The following is a 25,134-nucleotide window of genomic DNA, read 5'->3' as shown; positions in this document are numbered from 1 at the left end:
TTGTCCTTAAGAACTGTCAATAGAAAACGTACAAGACAAGCCGAATGCAAAGGGTAAGCAAATTCTCAATTGGTTGACGGCTATGGCTGAGCCTCGGCCTAAAGAATCCGGTACAGCAACCGCTCAATGCGCACGCGGCTGACACGCCGTAAAAACTTGCCGACCGCCGCCGGGTAGTCCACCAGGGTTTGCAACTGCTGGTAACGTTCGATGCGCGTGGCGTGCTGGAATATCTGCGCCAGTTCGGTGCGTCGCGGCTCCAGCCACTGGCCCTGGGGATCGTCGATCAGCAAGGCGTTTTCCAGGTCCAGGCGGAACGCCCGTGGGTTGAGGTTGTTGCCCGTCAGCAACGTATAGCGCTGGTCGACCCACATGCCCTTGAGGTGATAGGTGTTATCCCCGTCGCGCCACAGGTGCAGGTTCAACTGGCCACTGTCGAGCATCGGCTGATGGCGCTTGGCAAAGCGGCGCAGGCTGATCTCATACAGGTAGGGCAATGCCGCGATCACCTTGAACGGCTCGCTGGGCGGGATGTAGAAGTCGTTGGCCGTCTTGTCGCCGACGATGATGTCGATTTTCACCCCACGGGCCAGGGCACGGTTGATCTCGCGGGTCACCGGCAGCGGCAGGTTGAAATACGGGGTGCAGATGGTCAGTTGCTGCTGGGCACTGGCGATCAACTCCAGGATCACCCGGCTCAACGGGTTGTTCTTGCCCACACCCAGCAGCGGGCTGACCGACAGGTGACCGTTGGGCAACTGCCCCGCCGTGGTGTCATAGGCCGCGTGCTTGAGGCGGCTGCGCAAGTCGCCGATGTCGTTGCGCAGGCTGCGGGTGGTGGGCGGGTTGGGCAGGTCGAGGCGATGCACGGCCTTGGACGCCACCAGGCCATGCTCAATCAGATGCTGCATCGAATCGGCCAGCGGCCGGTTGTGGATCAGGTGGTAACGGTCGAAGCGGTACTTGTCGAACTTGTGCAGGTACACATTGTTCAGGCTGGCGCCGCTGTACAAGACGGTGTCGTCGATCACAAAGCCCTTGAGGTGCAGCACGCCGAACAGCTCGCGGGTCTGCACCGGCACGCCGTAAACCGGCACTTCACTGGCGTGGCGCTGGGTCATGGCCTGGTACCAGGCGCTGTTCCCGGGTTGTTTGCCCGCGCCGATCAGCCCGCGTTGGGCGCGCAGCCAGTCAACCACCACGACGATGTCCAGCTCCGGTCGCGCAGCCTTGGCGGCGTGCAGGGCGTCGTAGATTTCCTGCCCGGCTTCGTCGTGCTGCAAGTACAGCGCAACGATGTAGATGCGCCGCGTCGCCTGGGGGATCAGGCGCAGCAGGCAACGGCGATACGCATCGGCGCCGGACAGCACGTCGATCGCGTCGGGAGTGAGGGGGAAACCGCGCAGTTTAGGCAACAGGGAGCGTTTGAAGAACGACGGCATAGGGCTCGCAATGGGTCGAATCCGAAGAGGCACCGAGCTTACACCATGGGGGTGCTCAGGTCTTGCGGCGGCGCATGGAAAAAATCTGATTGACCAAGAAGAACGATCGTTCTACTGTTCGCAACATGAACGACATAACCCGCGACATCATCCTCGACGTCACCGAAAAGTTGATCTATCGCCATGGCATCGCCGCCACGGGCATGGACTTCCTGGTGAAAACCGCCGGCGTTTCGAGAAAAAGCATCTACCGCTACTTCGCCAACAAGGACGAACTGGTGATTGCCGCACTGCAACGCCGCGACGAACGCTGGCTGCTATGGCTACGCACGGAAGTGGAGCGCCGCGAAGACAGCGGCGAGCGTTTGCTGGCGCTGTTCGACGCCCTCAAGGCGTGGTTCGGTTCGGCCGACTTCCGCGGTTGCGCCTTTATCAACACCAGCGGTGAAACCGGCGACCCACAAGACCCGGTGCGCCTGTTGGCCAAGGCCCATAAACAGAAACTGTTCGAGTACGCACTTGAACTGTGTCAAGCACATGGCACCCCCGACCCGCAACAGCAGGCCGCGCAACTGCTGATCCTGATCGATGGCGCCATTACCGTTGCCCTGGTAATGGGTGATTCAACCGCGGCCGATAATGCGCAATGCATGGCGCGAACGTTATTGGCGCTTTGAACCCGCAGGCCAGGCAACTTTCCGATAACCCCTTATTGTTTTAAGGAGCATGCCAATGTCATCAGACATCGAAGTACGCCCACCTTTGCCGCCCTTTACCCGCGCATCGGCCATCGAGAAAGTGCGCCTGGCCGAAGACGGCTGGAACTCCCGCGACCCACAACGGGTGTCCCTGGCGTACACGCTGGACACTCGCTGGCGCAACCGCGCCGAATTTGCCCACGGCCGCGAGCAAGCCAAGGGCTTTCTTACACGCAAATGGGCCAAGGAACTGGACTACCGACTCATCAAGGAGCTGTGGGCCTTCACCGACAACCGCATCGCCGTGCGTTATGCCTACGAGTGGCATGACGACTCGGGCAACTGGTTCCGCTCCTACGGCAACGAGAACTGGGAGTTCGATGAAAACGGCCTGATGGCCAATCGGTTTGCTTGCATCAACGACCTGCCGATCCAGGCCAGCGAGCGCAAGTTCCACTGGCCGCTGGGGCGGCGCCCGGATGACCATCCGGGGCTGTCGGACTTGGGGCTTTAGCCTGTAGCCGCAAGCTTGAAGCTTCAAGCTTGCGGCTGCCCGCTCAGTCCTGATTCAGGCCCACGCGGTACAACACGCCATCATCCTCATCCGTCAGCACATACAAGTAGCCATCCGGCCCCTGCCGCACATCGCGAATGCGCGCTTTCAAACCGCCCAACAGCCGTTCCTCGTGGACGACCTTGTCGCCATCGAACTGCAGGCGGATCAGCTCCTGGCTGGCGAGTGCGCCGATAAACACGTTGTGCTGCCAGGGCTTGAAGCGGTCAGCGTCATAAAACGCCATGCCACTGATGCCGGGGGACTGCTCCCAGACATGGTGGGGCTGCACCGTGCCCTCTGCCGTCTTGCCTTTGGCTTCCGGGATTGGCGTCAGCGAATAGTTGATGCCGTGGGTTGCCAACGGCCAACCGTAGTTCTTGCCGCGCTCGATGATGTTGATCTCATCGCCGCCACGGGGCCCGTGTTCGTTTTCCCAGATCGTGCCGCTCCACGGGTTCAGTGCCAGGCCTTGCGGGTTGCGCTGGCCATAGGACCAGATCTCCGGGCGCACACCTGCCTGGCCCACGAACGGGTTGTCATCCGGCACGCGGCCATCCGGGTAGATGCGTACGACCTTGCCTTGCAATTTGTCCAGGTCCTGGGCGGTCGGGCGATCGTTGTTTTCGCCCAGGGTCACGAACAGGTAGCCGTCGCGGTCAAACGCGAGGCGTGAACCAAAGTGGTTACCGGTGGACAGCTTGGGCTCCTGGCGCAGGATCACCTTGAAATCCTGCAAACCGCTGAGGTCATCGGCCAAGCGCCCACGCCCGACAGCCGTGCCGGCGGTACCGCCCTTGCCACCGCCTTCGGCGTACGACAGGTACACCATGCGGTCCTGCTTGAAGTCCGGCGACAGCACCACATCAAGCAAGCCGCCCTGCCCTTTGGCCCACACTTGCGGCACCCCGCTGAGTGGCGCCGACAGTTTGCCGTCCGGGCTGACGAAGCGCAGATGGCCTGGGCGCTCAGTCACCAGGAAGCCTTGCCTGTCTGGCAGAAACGCCACCGCCCATGGATGGTCGAGGCCCTGGGCGATCGGCGTGACCGTGAGGCTGCCTTGCTCGCTGGGGAACTGTTGGGGGCCAGCGGCATAAACCGCCGACAGTGGAACCATGGCGGTCGCGCAAAGGGCGGCCAGAAGGGTTTTACGTAGGTGCATTGGGCGAGTCCTTACCGGCGATTGCCGTTGGCATCGTAAGTGGGGGCTTTGGTTTCGCTGGCTGGGCGGCTGGGGGCGGTGTTGCGCGTGGGATAACGATTGCCGATGCCGCCGTTGTCCAGGGTCGGTGCGCGCGGCGCCGGGCCGACTTGAGGCCCGCGAATGGCCGGCGCATTGGGCTGGGTGCCCTGCATGCTGTTGGGGTTGGCTCGGTGGATCGGGCTGTTGTTGGCGTCGTTGCCGCCCGGCAGGTTTTGCGCCTGGGCACCGGGGAGCATGAAAACACCCAGTGCCAGCAGTGCAAGGTGGCGTACACAACTATTCATGACAAAGCCTCTCAAGGGCGAGTAGTACGTGCTTTCGATAACACGCTACGCCGAGGGTTCGCCTTTGGTAACTAAATAGTTTCTCATCAGGTGTAACACGATCTGTCCGAGAGCCCCTCAGATCAACAGGAAAATGGCCGCCAATGCGGCAAAAATCGCCCACTTCTCCAGGTAATAACGCGTGCGGTTGCGTTTCTTCAGCGCCTTGCCGCGCAGGCGAATCTTGTACAGCCGGGTAAAGGCGCGGTTCAGCCCTCCGGTCTTGTCGCCGGCGTCATTGGGCGAGCCCGCTGCTGCCATGACCGTGCGGCTGAACCAGCGGTTGAAGGCCGCAGCCCAGCGGTATTTCATCGGCCGTTCGATGTCGCAGAACAATATGATGCGGTTGTGCGGCGTGGCGTTTTCGGCGTAATGGATGTAGGTCTCGTCAAACATCACCGCCTCGCCATCCCGCCAGGCATAGCGCTCGCCATCCACGTTGATGTAGCAGGCCGCATCGTTGGGCGTATCCAACCCGAGGTGGTAGCGGTAGGAACCCGCGTAGGGGTCGCGATGGCGCACCAGCTTGGAGCCTGGCGGCAACTCGGCGAACATGGCCGCCTTGATCGAGCCGATGCCCTGCACCAGTTCAGTGGTGCGCGGGCACAGTTTCATCGCCGAGGGATGGCTGTCGCCGTACCACTTGAGGTAAAAGCGCTTCCAGCCCGACTTGAAAAACGAGTTGAAACCCACGTCGTTGTACTGGTCCGAGCGCTTGATCGCGCCGGCACGCATCAGGTTCTGCCCTTCCTGGCGAATTTCTTCCCAGTGTTCCTGCAGCGGGCTGAGGTCAGGAAAGTCGCTGGGGGCCAGATAGGGTCGGCTGGGCAGTTTGGAGAACAGATAGAGAAAGCAGTTGATCGGTGCCAGAAAGGTGGAGTGGTCGCTCAATTGGCGGCCCAGTGTGTGGCGCACCCGACCACGCAGGTGTACATACGCAATCGAGGCAACGTAGAGAGCAACAATAATGAGTTTCACGGAATTTCGTCACACGTCAGGAGAAAACAGGCTGCTCCTGCGTGCCCACGACGGCCGAGGTTTGGTTAAGCAGCAGCTGAAATCACAATTCACAGACAGGCAGCGCAAGCGGCTCAACGACAAGCCGCTGCGTGACCATTGGGCAGATATTTAGCCACAAGTTGTAACCAAAGGTTAGCGAAGAATTGTGAAAAGCTGTCCACTCAGCCTACTTATTGGGGCACATATCGTCCTCGCGGATGAACCCGACGCAGGCCGGAAAAATATCGCACCACCGCCACCAGCACGCCCAGCATCAAGCCAGCGACCAGGCTCAACGCTACCACGAACGCCTTGCGCGGCTTGATCGGGGCCAACGGCTCTTGGGCCGGGCGGTCGATCGTCGCCACTTTCAACCCGTCCATATCAAGGTGGAGCGCACGCAGCCGGGTGGTTTCCGTACGGAGCCATTCAACGTCCTGCAGGAACCTGTCCTCGTTGCCGCGCGCCTTCAGGGCGTCAACCTCGCGATTGACCTCGAGCAAACGTAGCTTTCTGTTGATTTCGGCGATGCGCTCGTTGGTGATGTCGTCACTGCTACGTTGTTGCAATACCGCACGCTCAGCCTCCAGCACTTGTGTCCCCATGAAAAACAAAGGCACGGTTTGCTGGGAAACCTCCGTTACCTGGCCTGCTCCCCGCAATGCCGCCGCGCCCATTACCGAGGGCGTGGTCGGCCTTGTGATACCGACGGATCGGGCAATGGCAATGGCTTCAGCCAGTCGTGCCAGGCGATGGGAGCGCTCCTTTGCCAGCTCCTCGCGCAGGGCGCCGAGCTCATCCTGCAGTTGGCCACGCTTGATGGCATCACTTTCCAGCAACCTGGCGATTCTCGTGGACTTTTCGTTCTCATAGCTTTCACGGGCGGCATCGATCTTACGGCCTAGCTCCGCGAGACGATTGTGGACGATCACCTTGACGTCAGCTGCCACACGGTCACGTTGGCGGGCAATTGCGTAATCGACAAAACCATTGAGGATGGCCACGCCGCCGCTGCCCTGGGGGTACTGCATTTCCAGTCGTATAAAGGTGCCGGGGGCATTGCTGTTTTTCGGATCGGGCAACACCTGGCTGATGAGGCTGCGATCAAACGCGTCAAAGCGTCGTTCCTGGCTTTGCCCTGGCCGCTGATACGTCTCGAACAGCGCGGCATTGGCCTTGAAAAACCCAAGCCGGGTGTCATAGGAGTCCAGTTGCAACGCCACTTTACTCAATGCGTCAGCCGGCGACAGTGGGTAGACCTCGGAGCGGTTGAGCGCGTCCAACTCATTGAGCTCGACCGCCCTCAGCACACTGCTGGCCTGGTACACCTGCGGCGCAAACAACACGTAACCGACACCCAGGATCGCAGCGATGGCTGCGCACGTGACGACCAGCACGCGTTGTCTCCAGATCCCATGCACCAGTTCAAAAAGATCAATCTCATCCGAGGCCGGATGCGCAAGAGTCGGGGGGATTTTGTTCACCGAAAGTTCGCCCTGAAGAGTGGTTAGTCAGCGCCCCACACCACCGGCCTGAATAACGACGGAATAAACAGGGGGCAACGTCAAGGTCGAAAGTGGCGCCCTTTGTTACTCACGACAACATGGAGGGTTCTGTGCGTAACGCTGCCCGAGGGCCAGAAAATAGCGCTAATCCATTGCCTATAAAGGGGAAATCTGGGCACTCTCGAACAATAAAGATCTTTCCTACAATGCTCGGGAAATTAATTGACTGAACGCAGCCCATTACCCCTAACTAGCGGCGATTAACCCTTCAAGAAAAAGGAATTTATATGTCACGTAGCACAGATCCCGACCTGCAAGCCCTGCAAGGCATCTGGGAGCAAACCGCCCTGGAAGACAGTGGCGTACTCAACCCCGTCGATGCCCACAGCGCTCCCGGCGCCATCACGACGATTGCCGGTGATCGATTCGAAGTGACTACCGTCAATGGCGACGTGTTGCTCGCCGGACGGTTTTTCCTGGACAGCACCACCACGCCCAAGAGCATCACCTGGATCGACAGCGTCGGCGAAGACGCTGGCAAACAATTGCCTGCCAGCTATCGCCTGGAGAAGGATGAATTTGTGTTTATTGCCGCGGATGAGCATATGCCTCGCCCGACCGAATTCAGCACGGGCCCGGGCCAGACGATGCGCACCTTCGTACGCCGGCTCAGCGCTTAGTCGCGGTCAGGGTAAAGCACAACGGTAACTGCGCAGGCTGGTGCTCATATTGGTCATACAGCTCCTCACGGTTGCAGTGCGGATATTCCTGCAAATGACCAATCTGCAATCCCGCGGCTATCGCCCCGCTGATGAGGCTGCCCAGGGTGTGCACGAACCAGTAGGACGTCGGCCCCGCCACCTCAGCCCGCCCCTCGTAAACAATGGACTCCTGCAACACAAAGGGGTCCCGTTGAAAATATGAGCTGGCAGGCAGCAGCGGATTGCTCGCCCGTGGGTCGAACACTTCCAGGAACGGATGGGTTTCATACATCACCAGGGTGCCGCCCGGCTTCAAGGTACTCGCGACGTGGCGCATGAACAGCGCGACATCCGGCATCCAGCCGAGTACACCGATGGTGACCAAGGCAACATCGAAACGCCCGTGCAACCGCTCGGGCAAATGATGGATGTCGGCTTCGATGAACTCGGGGTGGTGGGGTGAGACCTCGGCCAGTTCCTGCGCCTGAAGCAGGAAGGCGCGGGACTGATCCACGCCCACCACCGACCGCGCGCCAAGGCTGCACAAAGACAGGCTCTCTCGCCCGTTGTTGCAACACAGTTGCACAACGTCTTTGCCGGCGACGCCGATGTCTTGCAACACGGCGGTGATCGTAGGGTCCAGGCACGAGAAGCCTGGATCGGCGACTGAGCGCAGCAGGGTTTTCCAGTTGTCGGTGTCTTTGTGCCACTTTGCGGATTGATCCCAGGCGTGCTTGTTGCTGGTGACGGCCTGTTGGGCCGAAGGCATGTCCATTGCGTCTCCAGAGAATCGTAACAATCGGCCTCAGAAAATAAGCCAAGCGCCCGCCAAATAAAACCCTGCCAACGCCTCGAAACTTATCGCAAACCCCGCAGGTCATTAACGCAATGGGTGTTCAGCCGTTGAACGCCGCTCCCGAAGCCTGCGCCGTGACCCAACACTCCGACCTGCGTAACACCCTGTCCCTCGACAGCCTGAACTTCTTCCTGGCCGACGTGCGTGACGGCCTCGGCCCCTACCTCGCGATATACCTGCTGGCGGTACACCAGTGGGACCCCGCCAGCATTGGCGTGGTCATGACCCTGGCCGGTATCGCTGCGCTTATCAGCCAAGGGCCGGCGGGCGCGCTGATCGATCGCACCCGCCGTAAACGCGCGGTGGTCGCGATTGCCGCCGTGCTGGTCACCGCCAGCTGCCTGCTGTTGCCTTTTGTCAGCTCGTTCAGCCTGGTGGCCCTGACCCAGGCGGCCAGTGCGGTCGCTGCGTCCGTGTTCGCCCCGGCGATTTCGGCGATTTCCCTCGGTATCACCGGGCCCCGCGCTTTTACCCGGCGCACCGGGCGCAACGAGACCTTCAACCACGCCGGCAACGCCACCGCCGCCCTGCTGGCCGGCGGCCTGGCGTATCTGTACGGACCGGTGGTGGTGTTCTACCTGATGGCGGCCATGGCGCTGGCCAGTGTGGTGGCGATCAGCTGCGTGTCGGCAAACGCCATCGACCATGACGTCGCCCGCGGCTTCGACCCCGACCACGTCACCGACCATGCGCAACCCTCCGGCCTGCGCGTATTGCTCGCTAATCGCCCCCTGCTGGTATTCGCCGTCTGCTGCGCGCTGTTTCACCTGGCCAATGCCGCGATGCTGCCGCTGGTCAGCCAGAAACTGGCGCAAATCAACCTGCACCTGGCCACACCGCTGACCTCGGCGTGCATCGTCGCCGCGCAACTGGTGATGGTGCCGGTGGCCTGGTTGGTGGGCGTGAAGGCGGATAGCTGGGGGCGCAAACCGCTATTGCTCGCCGGCTTCATGATCCTGCCGTTGCGCGGCGTGCTGTATACCCTGTCCAACGACCCCTACTGGCTGGTCGCGGTGCAGATGCTCGACGGCATCGGCGCGGGTATCTTCGGCGCGCTGTTCCCGGTGATCGTCAAAGACCTGACCCAAGGCACCGGCCGCTTCAATGTCAGCCTGGGCGCCCTCTCCACCGCATTCGGCCTCGGCGCGGCACTGAGCAGCAGCCTGGCGGGGTTTGTTGTGCAACAGGCTGGTTACAACGCGGCGTTCCTGACGTTGGCGGGTGTGGCAGGCGTGGCGTTGGCGCTGTTGGCGTTGGCGATGCCGGAGACGTTGGCGAAACCAACACTCGCACGGCAAACGGCAATTGCCTGACAAACGCGGCTAAGTGCGCCTTGATGCATACCTGGAGGCTCGCGCCTATACCCTGTTATGGTAGCGCCCTCAGATCGCATTGGAAGCGTCACGAATGTACCCATGGAAGACACTAGCCATAGCTGTCATGGCTTTGACCGCCACTCAAGCAATGGCAGCAGAAAATGCCAATCCTTTCGATAAAGGGCTGATGATTACCACCTTTCTGCCGACCATCCTGATTGGCGGAATCACCTCCCTCACGACCGAGCCACCCAAGCTTTTCAAAATCGCCAAGACCGATGCCTTGGCGTTTGTGGGTTCAGGCGGCGAGATTCGCGGTGCGGAGTTTGAGCAGGCGTCGCGGTATTACCGTGCAACCTACACAGCGCCCCTCATGTCCGATATGCAACTGGCGGAGGCGATTGCTAGCTTGTTCTGACGTGAGGCCAGGATGCAGTTTAATTGGGCGTCTGCCTAACATCGTGCCGGCTCGCTAGCGTCTTGACTCAGGGATCAAGCGGCGTCTTAGATACAAATTCGTAGCGTCTTTCACCGCTGTCTTCAAGTACCGCTTGCGCACCCGGTAGCGCTATCAATCATCCGAAATCACGGAGGTCTGCGCCTATCGTTTTCCATTCGTAGCAGGGATGAAGCTGCCGACAAATAAAACGCTCGCAGGCCCGATAAGCCAACTGACGGATGTTCCGGGGCTGGCAAGTGGCACAGCGAGGGTAATTGCATACAAGGCGATTCCTGCCCATAGCCGCCTACGCGGCGTGAGCCACTCTTGAATCCTTTCCAACCTTTTGCCCATTGGCACGTTCCCTGTTTGAGAAGCGGCAAAGCATATCACTCACGCTCACGAACCACGCCGGCCGACGAGGTGAGACGCGAATACAGTCCGGCTTGAGACTGCTTTCACTTGTCGAGATCTATCAGCTCGCACATTCGCTCTCCGAACATTCCACGCAACCACGCACCATGAAACTCAATATGTTCGAGAGACGTACCGTCCCCTAGAAGATGCTCAAGAATCTTGCCCTTCGCTGCGCGATACGCGACGCGAAAATGTCCATCACGAGCAGACGATGTCATCACATAAGGCCGAATGGAGATGATCTCGCTAAAGGGTACGCGTACTTCAATGGGGCTTCGGCAACGACGAGTGAGGGTGAGGGTCAACATCTGCTGGTTTTCGTCGAACGTGAAGGCCTGCACTTGAGGCTCAGAGACGACCCACGCAAAGAACGCCCCCATGAACACTGCACTGGCCAGCATCAGCAGAATGAAGGCTGACGCTGTGAGGCTCTCACCCTGTATGACGCCCGGCCCTGTGAAAAGGAACGTCACAAGCCCGTAGGCCGGAAAAAGCAGAAGCAGCGCAAGAGAGAAGCCAAAAACGCCCATACCATTGCTTCCGATAATGGGTATTTCAGGGCCGTAATACCAAATAGGCGGATGGGCGGTGCCTGGCCCGCCAGCCGTTGTTGCTGTGGCACTAGCTGATCGTTGAGCATTCATCGGGCCGTCTCGAGGGATTGCAGCGCAGACGTTACCACTACTATCGGTCAGCCTGGCGGCCTAATCCTGGAGTTCTCAAGGTGCTATAGATAACTCACTGTGAACGTCACTGATGCGTTTGCAGTACCCGATTCCAGCGTACTATTAGGCAATCGGTAGAAGGCCGCTGATAGCGGTATTTTAAAGTTCTTGTCAGTGGTGTTGAATCCATAGAATCGGTAAGTGGAACCCAGCGCGATTGGCTTACCATCCTCGCCCATCAACTTCAGCCCAATTCCTTTTGCTGTTGAACTGGGATTCAGTGCCACGACCCCCTCCTGCCGATTTATAATTTGAGAAGTGGCTTGGAGCGAATAGGTGACTTTCTGAATACTGGCCTCGCACTGATTGAGAGCAATGTTAAATTTAATATTCCTCGAGGTATCACCGGCCTTTATGAATTCTCCGAGCTCGTAGTCATCGCCCATATCGACCGAAACGCCGGGGGACTGACAGGAAGCGGAATTCAAGATGATTGGCTTGAGCAGATTGACTTTGAACAAATCTAGACCACCGACTCCATGCACCCCTATGTAGCCTGCGGGCACAATGTTTTGCGACACTAAATTACCAGACTTAAAAATTTGCATTTTCAAGTTCCTGTAAGGGTAGTCGGTATTCGCCTGGCCTATTACCTCCTCCCTATTAATCAGTCGATCGTTTGTGTAGAGCCTAAAAGACATTCCTGAATTGCCCAGGGGGAAAGTGCTTCCGCCAGATACGTTCCCCAGGGCAGGATTTAAAATAAAAACCAAATATGACGGGAGGTCTGGACAGTAAAAACTCTGTGCTGGCACCGTGACAACTTCTTCATAAACAACTGTCCCAATTGGCGCGTCTTTTGGGATCGCAAAGCCACCCATTATATTGGCACCAAAGTTTACAACCTGCTGGTTCGTGCCGTTAATAAAGGCACAGGTCCCAGCAGCCATTAAATTCGATGAAAAAAAAAGCGCTGTCGCAGCAACGATAATTAGGCCTTGCTTCTGGCACGACGCTTTGATGCGTTTAATAAACAACCTATCGCCCTCAAAAAGCCAGGAGCACCTTGGTGGTGATGCACGACTGCGGAAACCACATCTTTAGCCATCTAATAATTAAGACGCCGAAAAACGATACGTCACAACAATCAAACCCTCCTATCAGACGATTCTTATAGTGAGCGCGCCCTAAATATCCCTTATGACACGTGGATCGCCCGCGTCCAGCAACGCAAACGTTAGAATTAAGCGCCACGGTTACGAGATATCAGAAAACGTGGCGCGCAAATTACGGCAAGCAGGATTTGCCGAATCACTCCAGATGAACGCCATAGACGACGGCGACGAATCAGCCACCCTCCTCTCGGCATCCTGAAGGCGACCTTTCCCTGAAAATGTTCATTGCAGCGAGGGGAAAAGGTAGATCTGCGCCCTCTATTGATCTGTGGGGACACTCTCCGGGTAAACTGCTCGCCGATGATGCTCGATCTAAATCAGAAAGACACAGAGTGTGTTTCCTTTTTCTGGATTTAAGCACCACCAGAACTTCAATATCGAAGGATAGGAATATGAATCACATCTACAAAACGTTTCTACTACCTACGAGTATCGGTGTTGCGGTGTTGTACGCGATGAATGTCGAAGCGATAACGCGGGAAGAAATGCTCAAACTCAATGCCGCGTACCCGCCCGGTAGTGTTGTTAGCTGTGAGACGCAGCTTGAAGGAAACGGGAAAAATTTATTGCCAACGCTCCTGAAAACTCGCGCGCACATCAAAGAAAGAACGGGAAACCTGACCCGTAATGATGTGAGCGTAACGTTTGTCCCTCAGGGATCAGCAACCACCACAATGACCGTGAATTACCAGTCGCGAGCATCCATGGAAGATGACGGTGAATTAATTGATATTGACCCAGATAGCCTAACTGTCTCTTTTAGCCCTGCAAATCCAGCCAGCGAGTCCATTGTGGCGAACAAAATGCGCAGTACCCTCCCTCCTACTGGAAGCGATCTTAGGCTATACAAGACGGTAAAAATCACCGATTTCCCTTCCTTCATAATCACTCCCCAAGATCAGCCTCCCATCTACTGTTTTAAGGAAGAATAAGCAGAGACACTTTGCATCATCGATGCCGTATCAGTTTGGCGGGACTGTAGCACTGAGCACGTCAGATGCAGAAAGCCCAGCGCCGGCCTTCGACGACGATAGCTATGGGTTCCCTCGCGATTAGGTAGACGTGCCCCGCAGCACCTTAAATACCAAACTTGGCGCTTTACCTGGGACATCATCCAACTGCCCATAGGGTTGCATGCCGATCTTCTCTAACACCCGGATAGAAGCCATATGATCTGGTCTGACTAGCCCGTAAACTTCGGACAAGAAAAGCTGTTCAAATGCATATGTAAGCGCCTCTCGTCCCAACTGGGTTGCATAACCATGACCCCACGCTTCGACCGCGAAGCGATAACCCAGATTGACGCGCTGTTCAGTCAAGTAATCGTGGAGGGAAATGCCACCGAACCCTATGACGTGCTCCGGCGCATCGCGCCTTGCAATAGCCCACACGCCGTATAGATGTTTGTCCCAATGTGCGATCCAGCGACCCAGTAAATCCTGTGCACTGACAAGATCAGTCATTGGGCCTGCCGGGTTGAAAAGGTTGGTTTTGGGGTCGCTATAAATAGTGAATAGCCGCTGTACATCAAATGGTTGCGGCGCTCTATAAATCAGGCGGTCCATCATGTTGAAACTCTCCAATGCCGACCAAATCTACGCAGTCTTATTCGCCTACTAACCCTCTTGCCTGCCGAGAAAAACTACAGCCGCGTCATGCTCGGACAACCGGCAGACATTCCGCTCCACAGCAAAGACAAACCCAACCGCCGAATGCCTATTCCACTCACGAAAGCCCATCAAACCAACCCAGCACCCTTATCGTCTTCGCAAACTGTTTTTCATTCGCCAGCAACACCAGCAGCACCAAACCGCTCCCCATCACGATGCAAAGCCCACCTCCCGTTCCATCGTTGACAATCAGAAACACACCCAGCGCCAGAAGCGCAACGCCAAACGCCCCTAGCCACTTTCGGGCCTGCTTTTGCTCGGGATACTTGTCGAACATCCATTTTCTCTCCACCGAGTAACGTCTCGATCAACTGTAGACCAACCGCGACTACTCATCATCGGAGCCAGGACACCCCATGACGCGCTGGAATGCGGTAAACAAAGCTAAGCAGACCACCCAAATGTTTCGCGCAGGCCCCCCCACACTCAAACCACCCAACATCCATCATCGCCTGCCATACAACTGTCGCTTCACATATGCGACAATGCGCGCCAAATTCCAACACACATCCCCCATTTTCTGCTCAGCGACCGGGTTTCGCGCCTTGATGTCGCTGTTGATGCACGCCTGAAGGCTCCTGCCGCCACGCTCGCAACCCATTGATAGGTAAAGTAATTGATCTCCACAGCTAACATCACCATGCAGTTCGGCGCCAAGCCGCTCTTCGAGAATGTCTCGGTCAAGTTCGGCGCTGGCAACCGTTATGGTTTGATCGGTGCCAACGGTTGCGGCAAGTCGACCTTCATGAAAATCCTCGGCGGCGACCTCGATCCGTCTGGCGGCCAGGTCATGCTGGAGCCGAATGTGCGCCTGGGTAAGCTGCGCCAGGACCAGTTCGCCTATGAAGAATTCACGGTGCTCGACACCGTGATTATGGGTCACGAGGAACTGTGGAAGGTCAAGGCCGAGCGCGATCGTATCTATTCGCTGCCGGAAATGAGCGAAGAAGACGGCATGGCCGTGGCCGAGCTGGAAACCGAGTTCGCCGAGATGGACGGCTACACTGCCGAGTCCCGTGCCGGTGAGTTGCTGCTGGGCCTGGGTATTCCGTTGGAGCAGCACTTCGGCCCGATGAGCGAAGTGTCCCCGGGCTGGAAACTGCGGGTATTGCTGGCCCAGGCGCTGTTCTCCGACCCTGAAGTGCTGTTGCTCGACGAACCGACCAACCACTTGGACATCAACACCATCCGCTGGCTGGAAAATATCCTGACCCAGCGTTCCAGCCTGATGATCATCATCTCTCACGACCGTCACTTCCTGAACAGCGTGTGCACCCACATGGCTGACCTGGACTACGGCGAGCTGCGCCTGTTCCCGGGCAACTACGACGAGTACATGACCGTGGCGACCCAGTCCCGCGAGCAACTGCTGTCGGACAACGCCAAGAAGAAGGCGCAGATCACCGAGCTGCAATCCTTTGTCAGCCGCTTCTCGGCCAACGCCTCGAAAGCCAAGCAGGCCACCTCCCGTGCCAAGGCGATCGACAAGATCCAACTGGCCGAGGTCAAACCTTCGAGCCGTGTGAGCCCGTTCATCCGTTTCGAGCAGAACAAAAAGCTGCACCGCCAGGCGGTCATGGTCGAAAAAATGGCCAAAGGCTTCGATGGCAAGCCGCTGTTCAAGGACTTCAGCTTCCAGGTGGAAGCCGGCGAGCGCGTGGCGATCATCGGCCCGAACGGTATCGGCAAGACCACCCTGCTGCGCACCCTGGTCAGCGAGCTGACGCCGGATGCCGGTAGCATCAAGTGGACCGACGCCGCGGAACTGGGCTACTACGCCCAGGACCACGCCCACGACTTCGAAGACGACGTGACCCTGTTCGACTGGATGGGCCAGTGGACCCAAGGCGAGCAGATGATCCGTGGCACCCTGGGTCGCATGCTGTTCTCCAACGACGACATCCAGAAGTCGGTCAAGGTGATTTCCGGTGGTGAGCAAGGCCGCATGCTGTTCGGCAAGCTGATCCTGCAAAAGCCAAACGTGCTCATCATGGACGAACCGACCAACCACTTGGACATGGAATCCATCGAAGCGCTGAACCTGGCGCTGGAAAACTACCCGGGCACGCTGATCTTTGTCAGCCACGACCGTGAGTTCGTATCGTCCCTGGCCACCCGCATCATCGAGTTGAGCGCCGACGGCGTGATCGACTTCAGCGGCACCTATGACGACTACCTGCGTAGCCAAGGCGTCGTGTTCTAAGCACCGCCCGCAACACACAAAAGCCCCGTCCACTGTGACGGGGCTTTTTGCATTTGATGGCACACCATCATTAATCGTTAGCCTGCTTTCTTTTCCCCCACGCCCTTGCCATGATGGCCGCACCGCCCGCCCGCGAACGAGTGCCCATGTCTGCCGCCGCCCCCACTTCCCTGTCGATCACCCTGCAGATCGTCTCCATCGTTTTCTATACCTTTATTGCCTTTATCTGCATCGGCCTGCCGATTGCGGTGATCCCGGGCTACGTGCACGAACAATTGGGCTTCAGCGCGGTGGTGGCCGGGATCACCATTGGCTCGCAATACCTGGCCACCCTGCTCAGTCGTCCGATGGCCGGGCGCATGTCGGACAACGTCGGCACCAAGCGTGCGATTGTGCTGGGGCTGGCGGGGATTCTGCTCAGTGGCGTGCTGACGTTGCTGGCGACGTTGATGGAAAGCATGCCCGCCCTCAGCCTCGGCATTTTGATCGCGGGGCGCCTGTTGCTGGGCGTGGCGCAGGGCCTGATCGGTGTCGGCACCATCAGTTGGTGCATGGGCCAGGTCGGCGCCGAGCACACTGCGCGGTCGATCTCCTGGAATGGCATCGCGTCCTACGGCGCCATCGCCATCGGCGCGCCCTTGGGTGTGGTGATGGTCGCCGAATACGGCTACAGCAGCCTGGGGATTGCGCTGTCGGTGCTGGCGACGCTGGGTTTGCTGCTAATCCGCAATAAACCGTCGGTGCCGGTGGTGCGTGGCGAGCGCTTGCCGTTCTGGGCGGTGTTTGGGCGCATCGCACCGTTTGGCGCCAGTTTGTGCCTGGCCTCAATCGGCTACGGCACGCTGACGACCTTTATCACCTTGTACTACCTCAACCGTGGCTGGACCGGTGCGGCGTACTGCCTGACGGTATTCGGCGTGTGCTTTATCGTCTCGCGCCTGATCTTTATCTCCGCCATCAGCCGCTTTGGCGGCTTTCGTGCGGCGATTGCCTGCATGACCATCGAGACCCTGGGCCTGACGCTGCTGTGGCTGGCGCCAAGCACCGGCGTGGCGCTGATCGGTGCGGGCTTGACCGGTTTTGGCCTGTCGCTGGTGTACCCGGCGCTGGGCGTGGAGGCGATCAAACAGGTGCCCAACAGCAGCCGTGGCGCCGGGTTGAGTGCCTATGCGGTGTTTTTTGACCTGGCCCTGGCGATTGCCGGGCCGTTGATGGGGTTTGTCGCCTTGAACCTGGGCTACGGCTGGATCTTCTTTTGCGCCGCACTGCTGTCGGTCGGCGCATTGGGCCTGACCCTGCTGCTCAAGCGCCGCACTTACTGATCGGCGGTCTGCAAGCCGGCGCGGGTCGATTGCCCCAGGGTGTGGCTGAAGAACCGCCCCGCCTCGGAGATCAGATTGCGATGGATGCCTTCGCGGTCGACGCCGTCCGCATCGGTACAGATGGCCGGCATGGCCAGCAGTTGATCGCTGTCGCACGGCGCCATGAACACGAAGTGCCCCGCCCCGGCCAGCAACTTAAAGTCCGGCGGTTCCGGCAGTTTGCGCGCCAGGGCGGCGGCGTTCTTGTCCACGGCCACCAGTTTGTCGCCATCGCCGCTGTAGAGCAGCACCGGCACGTGCACGTCGGCCAGGGTCTGGCGGCCAAACATCAGGCTCAGCGGTGCCATCAGCATCAGTGCGTGGATGCGCGGGTCGGCTTGCGGTTGCAAGTCGTCGCGGTCCACCACCAACTCGCCTTTGGTGGTGCAGGCGTCGCGGTCTTCAGGACGTTCCTGGCAATAGCGGCGCAGGCGGTCGAAATCCGGCTTCGCGCCCGCGAGGATCAGCGCCGTCTCGCCACCGGCCGAATAGCCAATCACGCCGACTTGATCGACGTTGACGAAGGGCGACAGCATCGGGTCGCCGAGAGTGGCAGTAATCGCTTCGGAAATCTGGATCGGCCGCCCGTACAGATTGCTCAGGGTGCCCAGGCGGCTGTGGTCCTTGTAGTTGTCGCCGGGGTGCAGCACCGCCACCACCACAAAGCCCTTGCGCGCCAGGGACGTGGCCAGGTCATGCAGGGCCAGCGGTGTACCGGTATTGCCATGGGACAACATCAGCATCGGGAAGCGGCCAATGGCGACCTTGGCGTCTTCACCGGCGCCCACGCGGTAAGCGCCCAGCTGCGTGCTGTGCTCGACATCAGTGGACGGGTAGAACGCGATGGCCTTCATCGGCTGCAAATCCAGCGGATCAAGAAAGCTCATGCGATGGAAGCCCACACTCCAATGGGGGTGCGGCGCAGGGGCGGCGTGCACTGAAACCAGGCCACCGAGCAGGGAAAGAACCAAAACAGCACAAAGACGCATCATGGGGATGTCCACCTTTGTTGCGTGAGAACCGACATGTCGAATAAAACGTCCAGGGTGTTGAACCCGAGCTTGCATAACCTGGGCCATATTAAAAAGACCGCGGGCAAACGAAAAAACTCCGTACTCCGATCGCGTTCGAGGCGAGCAGAATACAGAGTTTAGGCGCCCGTTTTCAGAATGAAACGGGGAATAGCGAACTTTTACCCAACCCTTACGCGGCGGCGAACAATTGTTCGTTGATGACTACGTTGGCGTCGCTCAAGGACTTGTTGCGCACTTCATCACCGTAGGCCAGGCCTTGGGCGCGGACGAACTCGATATCGGTGATGCCAAGGAAGCCAAACACCAGCTTCAGGTAGTCTTCGTGGCCAACGTTGCTGGCCTGGCCAGCGTGCAGGCCGCCGGCGGTGGAAACGACGATCAGCTTCTTGCCAGCGCACAGGCCTTCAGGGCCGGCTTCGGTGTAGCGGAAGGTCTGGCCGGCGACGGCGATGCGGTCGATCCAGGCCTTGAGTTGGGACGGCACCGAGAAGTTGTACATCGGCGCGCCGATCACCACTGCGTCCGCCGCGATGAATTCTGCCAGCGACGAAGCGCTCAGTTGAGCTTCGTGTTGCTGGACCGCGTCACGCAATTCGGCAGCGGTGCCCAATGCGCCCAGGGTCAGGCCGGAAAAGTGGCTGATGCCTTCGCTCGCCAGGTCGCGGTAGGTCACTTCCACACCCGGCTCAGCCGCTTGCCAGGCCTTGACCACGCCCGCAGTCAGCTGACGGGAGGCCGAGTTGTCGCCGAGGATGCTGGAATCGATGTGCAACAGTTTCATGTGAGTGCTCCGAGTAGGATCGTCAGTGGCGATCAGATGGTGGTGATGCTACGCATGAAACCAATAGTCGATAAGCCAGCTGAAATGCGATAGTTTGTCCCACTGACAGGACAATAGGCCGATCATGCAAGACCTCAACGACCTCTACTATTTCGCCAAAGTCGTCGAAGCCGGGGGTTTCGCGGCCGCCGGCCGGCTGCTGGGGATTCCCAAGTCGCGGCTGTCGCGGCGGATTGCCGAGCTGGAAGACCGCCTCGGTGCCCGCCTGCTGCAACGCACCACGCGGCAATTGACCCTCACCGCCGTCGGTGAACGCTACCTGCGCCATTGCCAGGCCATGCTGCTGGAAGCCGAGATGGCCGACGAGGCCGTGGCCAGCATGTCCAGCGAGGCCCGTGGACGGCTGCGGGTCAGTTGCCCCGTGGGCATGGCCCAGCACATCCTGCCGGAACTGGTGGCCGGGTTTCTCGCCGCCCATCCCCATGTGCAACTGGAGATGACCCTGGTCAACCGCCGCGTCGACCTGGTGGCCGAAGGCATCGACGTGGCCCTGCGCGTGCGCGAGCTGGGGGATGAAGACCCGCTGCTGGTGACCAAGCGCCTGCGCCAGGCCCAGACGGTGCTGGTGGCCAGCCCGGCCTTTGTCCACGGCAAGCAGATCAACAACCTCGACGACCTCAAGCAGCTGCCCATGCTCGGCGCGCTGGAACCGGACCGCATGGTCCATCAACGCATCCTCGACCCCGAGGGCAACCCCCACGAGCTGGTGATGGAGGCGCGCCTGGGCATCGACGACTTTATCGTGCGCAAGGCCAGCGCAATCATGGGCCTGGGCTTTACGGTACTGCCGATGATGTATTGCGAAGAGGAATTGGCCAGCGGCCGCCTGGTGCAACTGCTGCCGCAATGGTCGTTGCCGGGCGGTTGGCTGCAAGCCGTGTACCCCCATCGGCGTGGCGTATTGCCGGCCATTCGGGCGTGGATCGACTACCTTGAAGAAGGTTTCAAAGGCTGCGGAGACCGTCTGCTATGAAGATTACCGAAGAACAAGTCGCCAGCTTCTGTCTGAGCCTGCCCGGCGCGCGCGAAGACTACAAATGGGGCGGCGTTCGGGTGTTTTCGATTGCCGGCAACAAGATGTTCGCCCTGCAGAACCTGCGCGGTGAGTCGCTGGCGTTCAAGGTCGACAAGGATCTGTTCCTCGGCCACGTCGACCGCCCCGGCATCCACCCGGCGCCGTACCTGGCGCGAGCGCAGTGGATCATCATGAACACGCCCTACCCGCTGGGCGCGGAGGAACTGCGTGGCTTGTTGCAGCGCTCCCACCAACTGGTGGTGAGCAAGTTGCCCAAGCGCACGCAGGTCGGCTTGCTGCTAGAGGATTGACAGCAAGGTGCCGCCGAGGAACAGCTGGTCCAGCCAGAACACCTGGTGCAGCAGCACGATGAACCAAAACAGCACCTGATAAGACACCTTGCGCGTCTTGTGCCGGAACACTTGCTGGGCAATCAACGCTCCCGGCCAACCGCCGGCCAGCTCGACGGCGTGCAGGATGTTTTCCGGGGTACGCCGGCCCTCGGTTTGCGCCTGGCGCTTGTCGCGCCAATACAACACAAACGCCAACAGGCTGACCACGGCGTACGCCGCTAGCGGCAGCACCGTCTCGCCGCGCTGCCACAGCAGCACCGAGCCCAACAGCGGCGCGGCGCACAACAGCAGGAAAATCGCCGCCTTCAGGCGCGGGTGCTGGATATTCATGGCTTGACCGCAGACCAGTCGATCCAGCCAAACTGCCAGGTCGCCAGGATCACCAGGCCAAACGCGATGCGATACCAGGCAAACGCCGCATAGCTGTGGCTGGCGATGAACTTGAGCAAGGCCTTGACCGCAATCATCGCGAAGATGAACGAGGTCACAAAGCCAATGGCAAACACCGGCAGGTCGGCGGGCTGGAACAGGTCGCGGTATTTGTAGCCCGAGTACAGCGCCGCACCGACCATGGTCGGCATGGCCAGGAAGAACGAGAACTCCGTGGCGGTCTTGCGCGACAGGCCAAACAACAGGCCGCCGATAATCGTCGCGCCGGAACGGGAAGTGCCCGGGATCATCGCCAGGCACTGGGCCAGGCCGACCTTGAGCGCGTCTTTCCAGGTGATGTCATCCACCGTCTCGGCGTGCACCGCATGTTGCCGCCGCTCCGCCCACAACATGATCACACCGCCCACCACCAACGCGGCCGCCACGGTGATCGGGTTGAACAGGTAATGTTTTATCAGGTCGGCAAAAATCACCCCCAGCACCACCGCCGGCAACACCGCGATAATCAGGTTCACCGTGAAACGCTGGGCCTTGCGCTGGGTCGGCAGGCCGATGACCACATCCAGGATCTTGCGCCGGAATTCCCAGACCACGGCGAGGATCGCGCCCAGCTGGATAATGATGTTGAACGCTTCAAAGCGCTCGCCGCCGAAGCCGATCAGGTCGGCGACAATAATCTGGTGGCCGGTGCTGGAAATCGGCAGGAACTCCGTCAACCCCTCCACCACGCCAAGAATCAATGCCTGTATGGCGGTCCAAAAATCCATGCTTCCCCCAAAAGGCCCTGCGCAAGGCAGGCCTCGATAGTCTTTTTTAAGTGGTTCACTGACGCCGGGTGTATAAAAAACCCGTGAAAAATCAGGCAGTACTCAGGTTTTCCGATTACAGGCCGAAAGCCTATCAGACAAGGCGTAAAAGTCGATGCAGCGCCCACAATTATAAAAAGCACGGAGTGACAGGACGATGAACAGTTTGCGCAGCATGTCGATCAGCCGCCGGCTCTGGCTGATCCTGATAGTCGCCGTGTTGATGTTGTTGACCTTGGGCCTGTTGATGCTCAAGCAGATCCATGGCGACCTCTACCAGGCCAAACGCCAGCAGACCCAACACGTAGTGCAGACCGCCAGCGGCGTGCTGGCCTACTACCAGAACCTCGAGAAAACCGGCGCCCTCACCCGCGACGCCGCGCAGAAGCAAGCCTTGAGCGTGGTGCGTGGCCTGCGCTACGACCACGACGACTACTTCTGGATCAATGACCTCACGCCGCTGATGATTATGCACCCGGCCAACCCCAAGCTGGACGGCCAGAACCTCTCGGCCATCCGCGACCCGGACGGTTTTGCGGTGTTCAACGAGTTCGTGATCCTGGCCAAGGCCAAGGGCGCCGGCATCGTCAACTACCGCTGGCCGAAGCCGGGGGCCGATGCGCCGGTGGCGAAAACCTCGTACATCCAACTGTTCGAACCCTGGGGCTGGATCATCGGCTCCGGCGTGTATGTGGATGATGTGCAGGCCGAGTTCACCGGCCAAGTGTGGAAAGCCTCGGTGATCGGCCTGGTCATTGCGGTGGTAATGGCCTTGCTGGTGGCGCTGATCGCCCGCAGCATCGTGCGCCCGTTGCAAGCGGCGGTGAACGCCATGGGCAACATCGCCAGCGGTGAAAGCGACCTGACCCGCAGCCTCGACACCCACGGCCACGACGAAGTGACCCAGCTGTCGCACCACTTCAACAGCTTCACTGCCAAGTTGCGCCAGGTGGTCAGCCAGTTGCAGGTGTGCGCCAATGCCCTGGGCCAGTCATCCACCGAGTTGGGCAGCAACGCCACCCAGGCCCATGACCGCAGCCAGCAGCAGTCCCAGCAAATGGAACTGGTGGCCACCGCGATCAACGAAGTGACCTACGGCGTGCAGGACGTAGCCAAGAACGCCGAACACGCCGCCAGCGAAATGCGCGATGCCCAGGCCCAGGCGCAGCAAGGCCAGGTCAATATCGACGGCAGCTTGCAGCAGATCGACCAACTGTCCGGCACCATCAGCCAGGCGGTCGAAGTGATGCGCACTCTGTCGGCGGAAAGTACCCAGATCGGCAGCGTGCTCGAAGTGATCCGCTCCATCGCCGACCAGACCAACCTGCTGGCGCTCAATGCCGCCATCGAAGCCGCCCGTGCTGGCGAGCAAGGCCGTGGGTTTGCCGTGGTGGCCGATGAAGTGCGGCTGTTGGCCCAGCGCACGCAAAAATCCACCGCAGAGATCCAAGGCATGATCGAGCGCTTGCAAGGGCATTCGGAAGCAGCGGTCAAAGTCATCAGCGACAGCCACAGCGCCTCGCAGCTGACCATCGAACAAGCCGGCCAGGCCGGGGCCAGCCTCACGGCCATCGGCCAGGCGTTGCGTAATCTCAATGGCTTGAACGCGTCGATTGCCAGCGCCACCTTGCAACAGGCCCATGTGGTGGAAGACATCAACCAGAACGTCACCCAGGCGGCAGGGTTGTCCCACAGCACGGCGCTGGCGGCGCAGCAGTCGAGTGTGGCGAGTACCCACTTACGCGGCCTCAGCGAACAATTGGATGGCCTGCTGCGCCAGTTCAAGGTTTAACACTGTTCTATTGCGGGCGCTGGCTCATGTGGGAGCTGGCTTGCCTGCGATGCAGGCACCTCGGTTTTTCAGCCAGACCAGGGTGATGCCATCGCAGGCAAGCCAGCTCCCACACAAGCTCTATCCCTGCATTAAGTCCTCAGTGTTTGAAGATTGCTGAGCGCTGGTTACAATCCCCGCCCTCTTCCACTCCTCCAAGGAACCGCCATGTCCGGGCTTGAACTGTTCGCCGCCGCCCTGGGGGTGATCGCTGTCTGGCTGACGGTCAAACAAAACCCTTGGTGCTGGCCTATCGGCCTGATTATGGTGCTGCTCTACACTTGGGTGTTCTACGACGTAAAACTCTATTCCGACATGCTCCTGCAAGTGGTCTACGCCGTGTTGCAGCTGTACGGCTGGTGGCAGTGGACCCGCGCCGGCGAGGTCAAGCAAGGGCGGCAGGTCACGAGCCTGGGTGTACCGGCCATTGCTGCCAGCTTGGCGATTGGCGCCGTGGGCAGCCTGCTGCTGGGCGCCGCCATGGCCCACTGGACCGACGCCGCGCAACCCTGGCTCGACGCCGCCCTCACCGGTTTCAGCCTGGTGGCGCAGCTGTGGATGGCGCAAAAGCGCGTGCAATGCTGGCCGCTGTGGATTGCCGTGGATGTGATCTTTGTCGGCCTGTTCCTCTACAAAGGCCTGTACCTCACCGCCGCGCTTTACGCCTTGTTCACCGTAATCGCCGTGCAAGGCTGGCGTGAATGGCGCGCCGACCCGGCGCTGCAATCATGAAAGTGGTGGTACTGGCCGGGCCCGAGTCCAGCGGCAAAAGCTGGCTGGCGGCTGAGCTGCACGCGCATTTCGGCGGCCTGATGGTGGGCGAATACGTGCGCCACTTCATCGACCACCATCAACGCGACACCACCCTGGCTGACATCCCGGCCATCGCCCACGGCCAACTGGCCTGGGAAGATGCCGCCCGCGCCCAACAGCCGCGCCTGCTGATCCTCGATACGCATTTGCTGACCAACAAGCTGTGGAGCCAGGTCCTGTTCGGCGACTACCCGGCCTGGCTCGACAGCGAACTGCTGGCCCGTCACTACGACCTGCACTTGCTGTTGTCACCGGATGAGGTGGAGTGGACCGCTGATGGGCAGCGTTGCCAGCCGCAACTGGAGGATCGCCAAGCGTTTTTCCAGGGCAGCCTGGAGTGGATGCAGGCGCATCAACAGCCGGTGTTGATAATCAAGGGAAATTGGGAAGAGCGCCGGGTTGCGGCGTTTGCGGCGGTGGAGCAACTACTTCAGCCCTGACACTGCCCTCACTGTGAGAACGGGCTTGTGTGGGAGCGGGCTTGCTCGCGAAAGCGGTGTATCAGGCAACGATATATTGGCTGA

General features: G+C 59.6%; 27 protein-coding genes. 13 read left to right on the top strand and 14 right to left on the bottom strand.

Annotated elements, in window-relative coordinates; genetic code table 11:
- Nucleotides 1-98 precede the first annotated feature (98 nt).
- The gene (gene pssA, locus NUV89_RS08270) at nucleotides 99-1,442 is read right to left on the bottom strand and encodes a CDP-diacylglycerol--serine O-phosphatidyltransferase (RefSeq protein WP_257780934.1); all 1,344 of its coding nucleotides are present in this window, start codon (nucleotides 1,440-1,442) and stop codon (nucleotides 99-101) included.
- A 125-nt stretch (nucleotides 1,443-1,567) separates the two neighbouring features.
- Here pssA and NUV89_RS08265 point away from each other — a divergent pair, with 125 nt between their 5' ends.
- Together NUV89_RS08265 and NUV89_RS08260 are read left to right on the top strand one after the other, a co-directional pair.
- On the top strand, nucleotides 1,568-2,119 hold the full coding sequence (locus tag NUV89_RS08265; RefSeq protein ID WP_257780933.1) for a TetR/AcrR family transcriptional regulator: 552 nt from the start codon (nucleotides 1,568-1,570) through the stop codon (nucleotides 2,117-2,119).
- 55 nt (nucleotides 2,120-2,174) lie between these two features.
- Entirely contained in the window at nucleotides 2,175-2,654 is a 480-nt protein-coding gene (locus NUV89_RS08260) for a nuclear transport factor 2 family protein (RefSeq protein ID WP_257780932.1), read from the top strand.
- Between the two features lie 43 nt (nucleotides 2,655-2,697).
- Here NUV89_RS08260 and NUV89_RS08255 read toward each other — a convergent pair whose 3' ends face one another.
- From NUV89_RS08255 to NUV89_RS08240, 4 genes are all read right to left on the bottom strand, one after another.
- On the bottom strand, nucleotides 2,698-3,855 hold the full coding sequence (locus NUV89_RS08255; protein ID WP_257780931.1) for a PQQ-dependent sugar dehydrogenase: 1,158 nt from the start codon (nucleotides 3,853-3,855) through the stop codon (nucleotides 2,698-2,700).
- An 11-nt stretch (nucleotides 3,856-3,866) separates the two neighbouring features.
- Nucleotides 3,867-4,181: a hypothetical protein gene (locus NUV89_RS08250; protein WP_257780930.1), complete on the bottom strand. Its 315-nt coding sequence runs from the start codon at nucleotides 4,179-4,181 to the stop codon at nucleotides 3,867-3,869.
- A gap of 117 nt (nucleotides 4,182-4,298) precedes the next feature.
- On the bottom strand, nucleotides 4,299-5,198 hold the full coding sequence (lpxO, locus tag NUV89_RS08245; RefSeq protein WP_257780929.1) for a lipid A hydroxylase LpxO: 900 nt from the start codon (nucleotides 5,196-5,198) through the stop codon (nucleotides 4,299-4,301).
- Nucleotides 5,199-5,410: 212 nt separating this feature from the next.
- Nucleotides 5,411-6,703, bottom strand: a complete 1,293-nt coding sequence (locus NUV89_RS08240; RefSeq protein WP_257780928.1) for a Wzz/FepE/Etk N-terminal domain-containing protein — start codon at nucleotides 6,701-6,703, stop codon at nucleotides 5,411-5,413.
- A gap of 308 nt (nucleotides 6,704-7,011) precedes the next feature.
- Here NUV89_RS08240 and NUV89_RS08235 point away from each other — a divergent pair, with 308 nt between their 5' ends.
- Nucleotides 7,012-7,404: a TIGR03067 domain-containing protein gene (locus NUV89_RS08235; RefSeq protein WP_257780927.1), complete on the top strand. Its 393-nt coding sequence runs from the start codon at nucleotides 7,012-7,014 to the stop codon at nucleotides 7,402-7,404.
- On the opposite strand, the gene NUV89_RS08230 is transcribed toward NUV89_RS08235, so the two are convergent.
- Complete coding sequence (locus tag NUV89_RS08230) at nucleotides 7,394-8,200, bottom strand: bifunctional 2-polyprenyl-6-hydroxyphenol methylase/3-demethylubiquinol 3-O-methyltransferase UbiG (protein WP_257780926.1); 807 nt, start codon at nucleotides 8,198-8,200, stop codon at nucleotides 7,394-7,396. The genes NUV89_RS08235 and NUV89_RS08230 overlap by 11 nt on opposite strands.
- Nucleotides 8,201-8,355: 155 nt before the next feature.
- Here NUV89_RS08230 and NUV89_RS08225 point away from each other — a divergent pair, with 155 nt between their 5' ends.
- Together NUV89_RS08225 and NUV89_RS08220 are read left to right on the top strand one after the other, a co-directional pair.
- Nucleotides 8,356-9,594, top strand: a complete 1,239-nt coding sequence (locus tag NUV89_RS08225; protein ID WP_257780943.1) for an MFS transporter — start codon at nucleotides 8,356-8,358, stop codon at nucleotides 9,592-9,594.
- Nucleotides 9,595-9,688: 94 nt separating this feature from the next.
- Nucleotides 9,689-10,015, top strand: coding sequence for a DUF2388 domain-containing protein (locus NUV89_RS08220; RefSeq protein ID WP_257780925.1), 327 nt, complete (start codon nucleotides 9,689-9,691; stop codon nucleotides 10,013-10,015).
- A gap of 479 nt (nucleotides 10,016-10,494) precedes the next feature.
- On the opposite strand, the gene NUV89_RS08215 is transcribed toward NUV89_RS08220, so the two are convergent.
- Both NUV89_RS08215 and NUV89_RS08210 read right to left on the bottom strand, forming a co-directional pair.
- Nucleotides 10,495-11,097, bottom strand: coding sequence for a hypothetical protein (locus tag NUV89_RS08215; RefSeq protein ID WP_257780924.1), 603 nt, complete (start codon nucleotides 11,095-11,097; stop codon nucleotides 10,495-10,497).
- 83 nt (nucleotides 11,098-11,180) lie between these two features.
- Nucleotides 11,181-12,155: a fimbrial protein gene (locus tag NUV89_RS08210; RefSeq protein ID WP_257780923.1), complete on the bottom strand. Its 975-nt coding sequence runs from the start codon at nucleotides 12,153-12,155 to the stop codon at nucleotides 11,181-11,183.
- A 530-nt stretch (nucleotides 12,156-12,685) separates the two neighbouring features.
- Between NUV89_RS08210 and NUV89_RS08205 the strand changes: the two genes are divergently transcribed.
- Nucleotides 12,686-13,225: a hypothetical protein gene (locus tag NUV89_RS08205; RefSeq protein ID WP_257780922.1), complete on the top strand. Its 540-nt coding sequence runs from the start codon at nucleotides 12,686-12,688 to the stop codon at nucleotides 13,223-13,225.
- A gap of 120 nt (nucleotides 13,226-13,345) precedes the next feature.
- Here the strand turns inward: NUV89_RS08205 and NUV89_RS08200 are convergent, their stop codons facing one another.
- Entirely contained in the window at nucleotides 13,346-13,861 is a 516-nt protein-coding gene (locus NUV89_RS08200) for a GNAT family N-acetyltransferase (RefSeq protein WP_257780921.1), read from the bottom strand.
- Nucleotides 13,862-14,018: 157 nt separating this feature from the next.
- The gene (locus NUV89_RS08195) at nucleotides 14,019-14,240 is read right to left on the bottom strand and encodes a hypothetical protein (protein ID WP_257780920.1); all 222 of its coding nucleotides are present in this window, start codon (nucleotides 14,238-14,240) and stop codon (nucleotides 14,019-14,021) included.
- Nucleotides 14,241-14,579: 339 nt separating this feature from the next.
- On the opposite strand from NUV89_RS08195, the gene NUV89_RS08190 reads away from it, so the two are divergent.
- Nucleotides 14,580-16,166: an ABC-F family ATPase gene (locus NUV89_RS08190; protein ID WP_257780919.1), complete on the top strand. Its 1,587-nt coding sequence runs from the start codon at nucleotides 14,580-14,582 to the stop codon at nucleotides 16,164-16,166.
- 146 nt (nucleotides 16,167-16,312) lie between these two features.
- Nucleotides 16,313-17,488, top strand: coding sequence for an MFS transporter (locus tag NUV89_RS08185; protein ID WP_257780918.1), 1,176 nt, complete (start codon nucleotides 16,313-16,315; stop codon nucleotides 17,486-17,488).
- On the opposite strand, the gene NUV89_RS08180 is transcribed toward NUV89_RS08185, so the two are convergent.
- Together NUV89_RS08180 and NUV89_RS08175 are read right to left on the bottom strand one after the other, a co-directional pair.
- Nucleotides 17,482-18,519, bottom strand: a complete 1,038-nt coding sequence (locus NUV89_RS08180; RefSeq protein WP_257780917.1) for a dienelactone hydrolase — start codon at nucleotides 18,517-18,519, stop codon at nucleotides 17,482-17,484. The genes NUV89_RS08185 and NUV89_RS08180 overlap by 7 nt on opposite strands.
- 211 nt (nucleotides 18,520-18,730) lie before the next feature.
- The gene (locus tag NUV89_RS08175; protein WP_257780916.1) at nucleotides 18,731-19,342 is read right to left on the bottom strand and encodes an FMN-dependent NADH-azoreductase; all 612 of its coding nucleotides are present in this window, start codon (nucleotides 19,340-19,342) and stop codon (nucleotides 18,731-18,733) included.
- Between the two features lie 124 nt (nucleotides 19,343-19,466).
- On the opposite strand from NUV89_RS08175, the gene NUV89_RS08170 reads away from it, so the two are divergent.
- Together NUV89_RS08170 and NUV89_RS08165 are read left to right on the top strand one after the other, a co-directional pair.
- Nucleotides 19,467-20,375, top strand: a complete 909-nt coding sequence (locus NUV89_RS08170; RefSeq protein ID WP_257780915.1) for a LysR substrate-binding domain-containing protein — start codon at nucleotides 19,467-19,469, stop codon at nucleotides 20,373-20,375.
- Entirely contained in the window at nucleotides 20,372-20,728 is a 357-nt protein-coding gene (locus tag NUV89_RS08165; RefSeq protein WP_207042093.1) for an MmcQ/YjbR family DNA-binding protein, read from the top strand. The genes NUV89_RS08170 and NUV89_RS08165 overlap by 4 nt, the downstream gene beginning before the upstream one ends.
- Here the strand turns inward: NUV89_RS08165 and NUV89_RS08160 are convergent.
- Together NUV89_RS08160 and NUV89_RS08155 are read right to left on the bottom strand one after the other, a co-directional pair.
- Complete coding sequence (locus NUV89_RS08160) at nucleotides 20,717-21,100, bottom strand: DUF1294 domain-containing protein (protein ID WP_257780914.1); 384 nt, start codon at nucleotides 21,098-21,100, stop codon at nucleotides 20,717-20,719. The two genes, NUV89_RS08165 and NUV89_RS08160, sit on opposite strands and share 12 nt — an antisense overlap.
- On the bottom strand, nucleotides 21,097-21,927 hold the full coding sequence (locus tag NUV89_RS08155; protein ID WP_017739401.1) for an undecaprenyl-diphosphate phosphatase: 831 nt from the start codon (nucleotides 21,925-21,927) through the stop codon (nucleotides 21,097-21,099). Before NUV89_RS08155 ends, NUV89_RS08160 begins: the two co-directional genes overlap by 4 nt.
- A 196-nt stretch (nucleotides 21,928-22,123) precedes the next feature.
- Here NUV89_RS08155 and NUV89_RS08150 point away from each other — a divergent pair, with 196 nt between their 5' ends.
- The 3 genes from NUV89_RS08150 (at nucleotide 22,124) to NUV89_RS08140 (ending at nucleotide 25,050) form a co-directional block, all read left to right on the top strand.
- Nucleotides 22,124-23,758, top strand: coding sequence for a methyl-accepting chemotaxis protein (locus tag NUV89_RS08150; RefSeq protein ID WP_257780913.1), 1,635 nt, complete (start codon nucleotides 22,124-22,126; stop codon nucleotides 23,756-23,758).
- Between the two features lie 207 nt (nucleotides 23,759-23,965).
- On the top strand, nucleotides 23,966-24,529 hold the full coding sequence (pnuC, locus tag NUV89_RS08145) for a nicotinamide riboside transporter PnuC (RefSeq protein ID WP_257780912.1): 564 nt from the start codon (nucleotides 23,966-23,968) through the stop codon (nucleotides 24,527-24,529).
- Nucleotides 24,526-25,050: an AAA family ATPase gene (locus NUV89_RS08140; RefSeq protein WP_257780911.1), complete on the top strand. Its 525-nt coding sequence runs from the start codon at nucleotides 24,526-24,528 to the stop codon at nucleotides 25,048-25,050. Before pnuC ends, NUV89_RS08140 begins: the two co-directional genes overlap by 4 nt.
- Nucleotides 25,051-25,134 lie beyond the last annotated feature (84 nt).

The sequence above is a fragment of the Pseudomonas sp. 18.1.10 genome (assembly GCF_024655625.1).
Taxonomy (GTDB): domain Bacteria; phylum Pseudomonadota; class Gammaproteobacteria; order Pseudomonadales; family Pseudomonadaceae; genus Aquipseudomonas.
The sequence above is the reverse complement of the archived record's forward strand: the minus strand, read 5'-3'. Positions and strand labels throughout refer to the sequence as shown.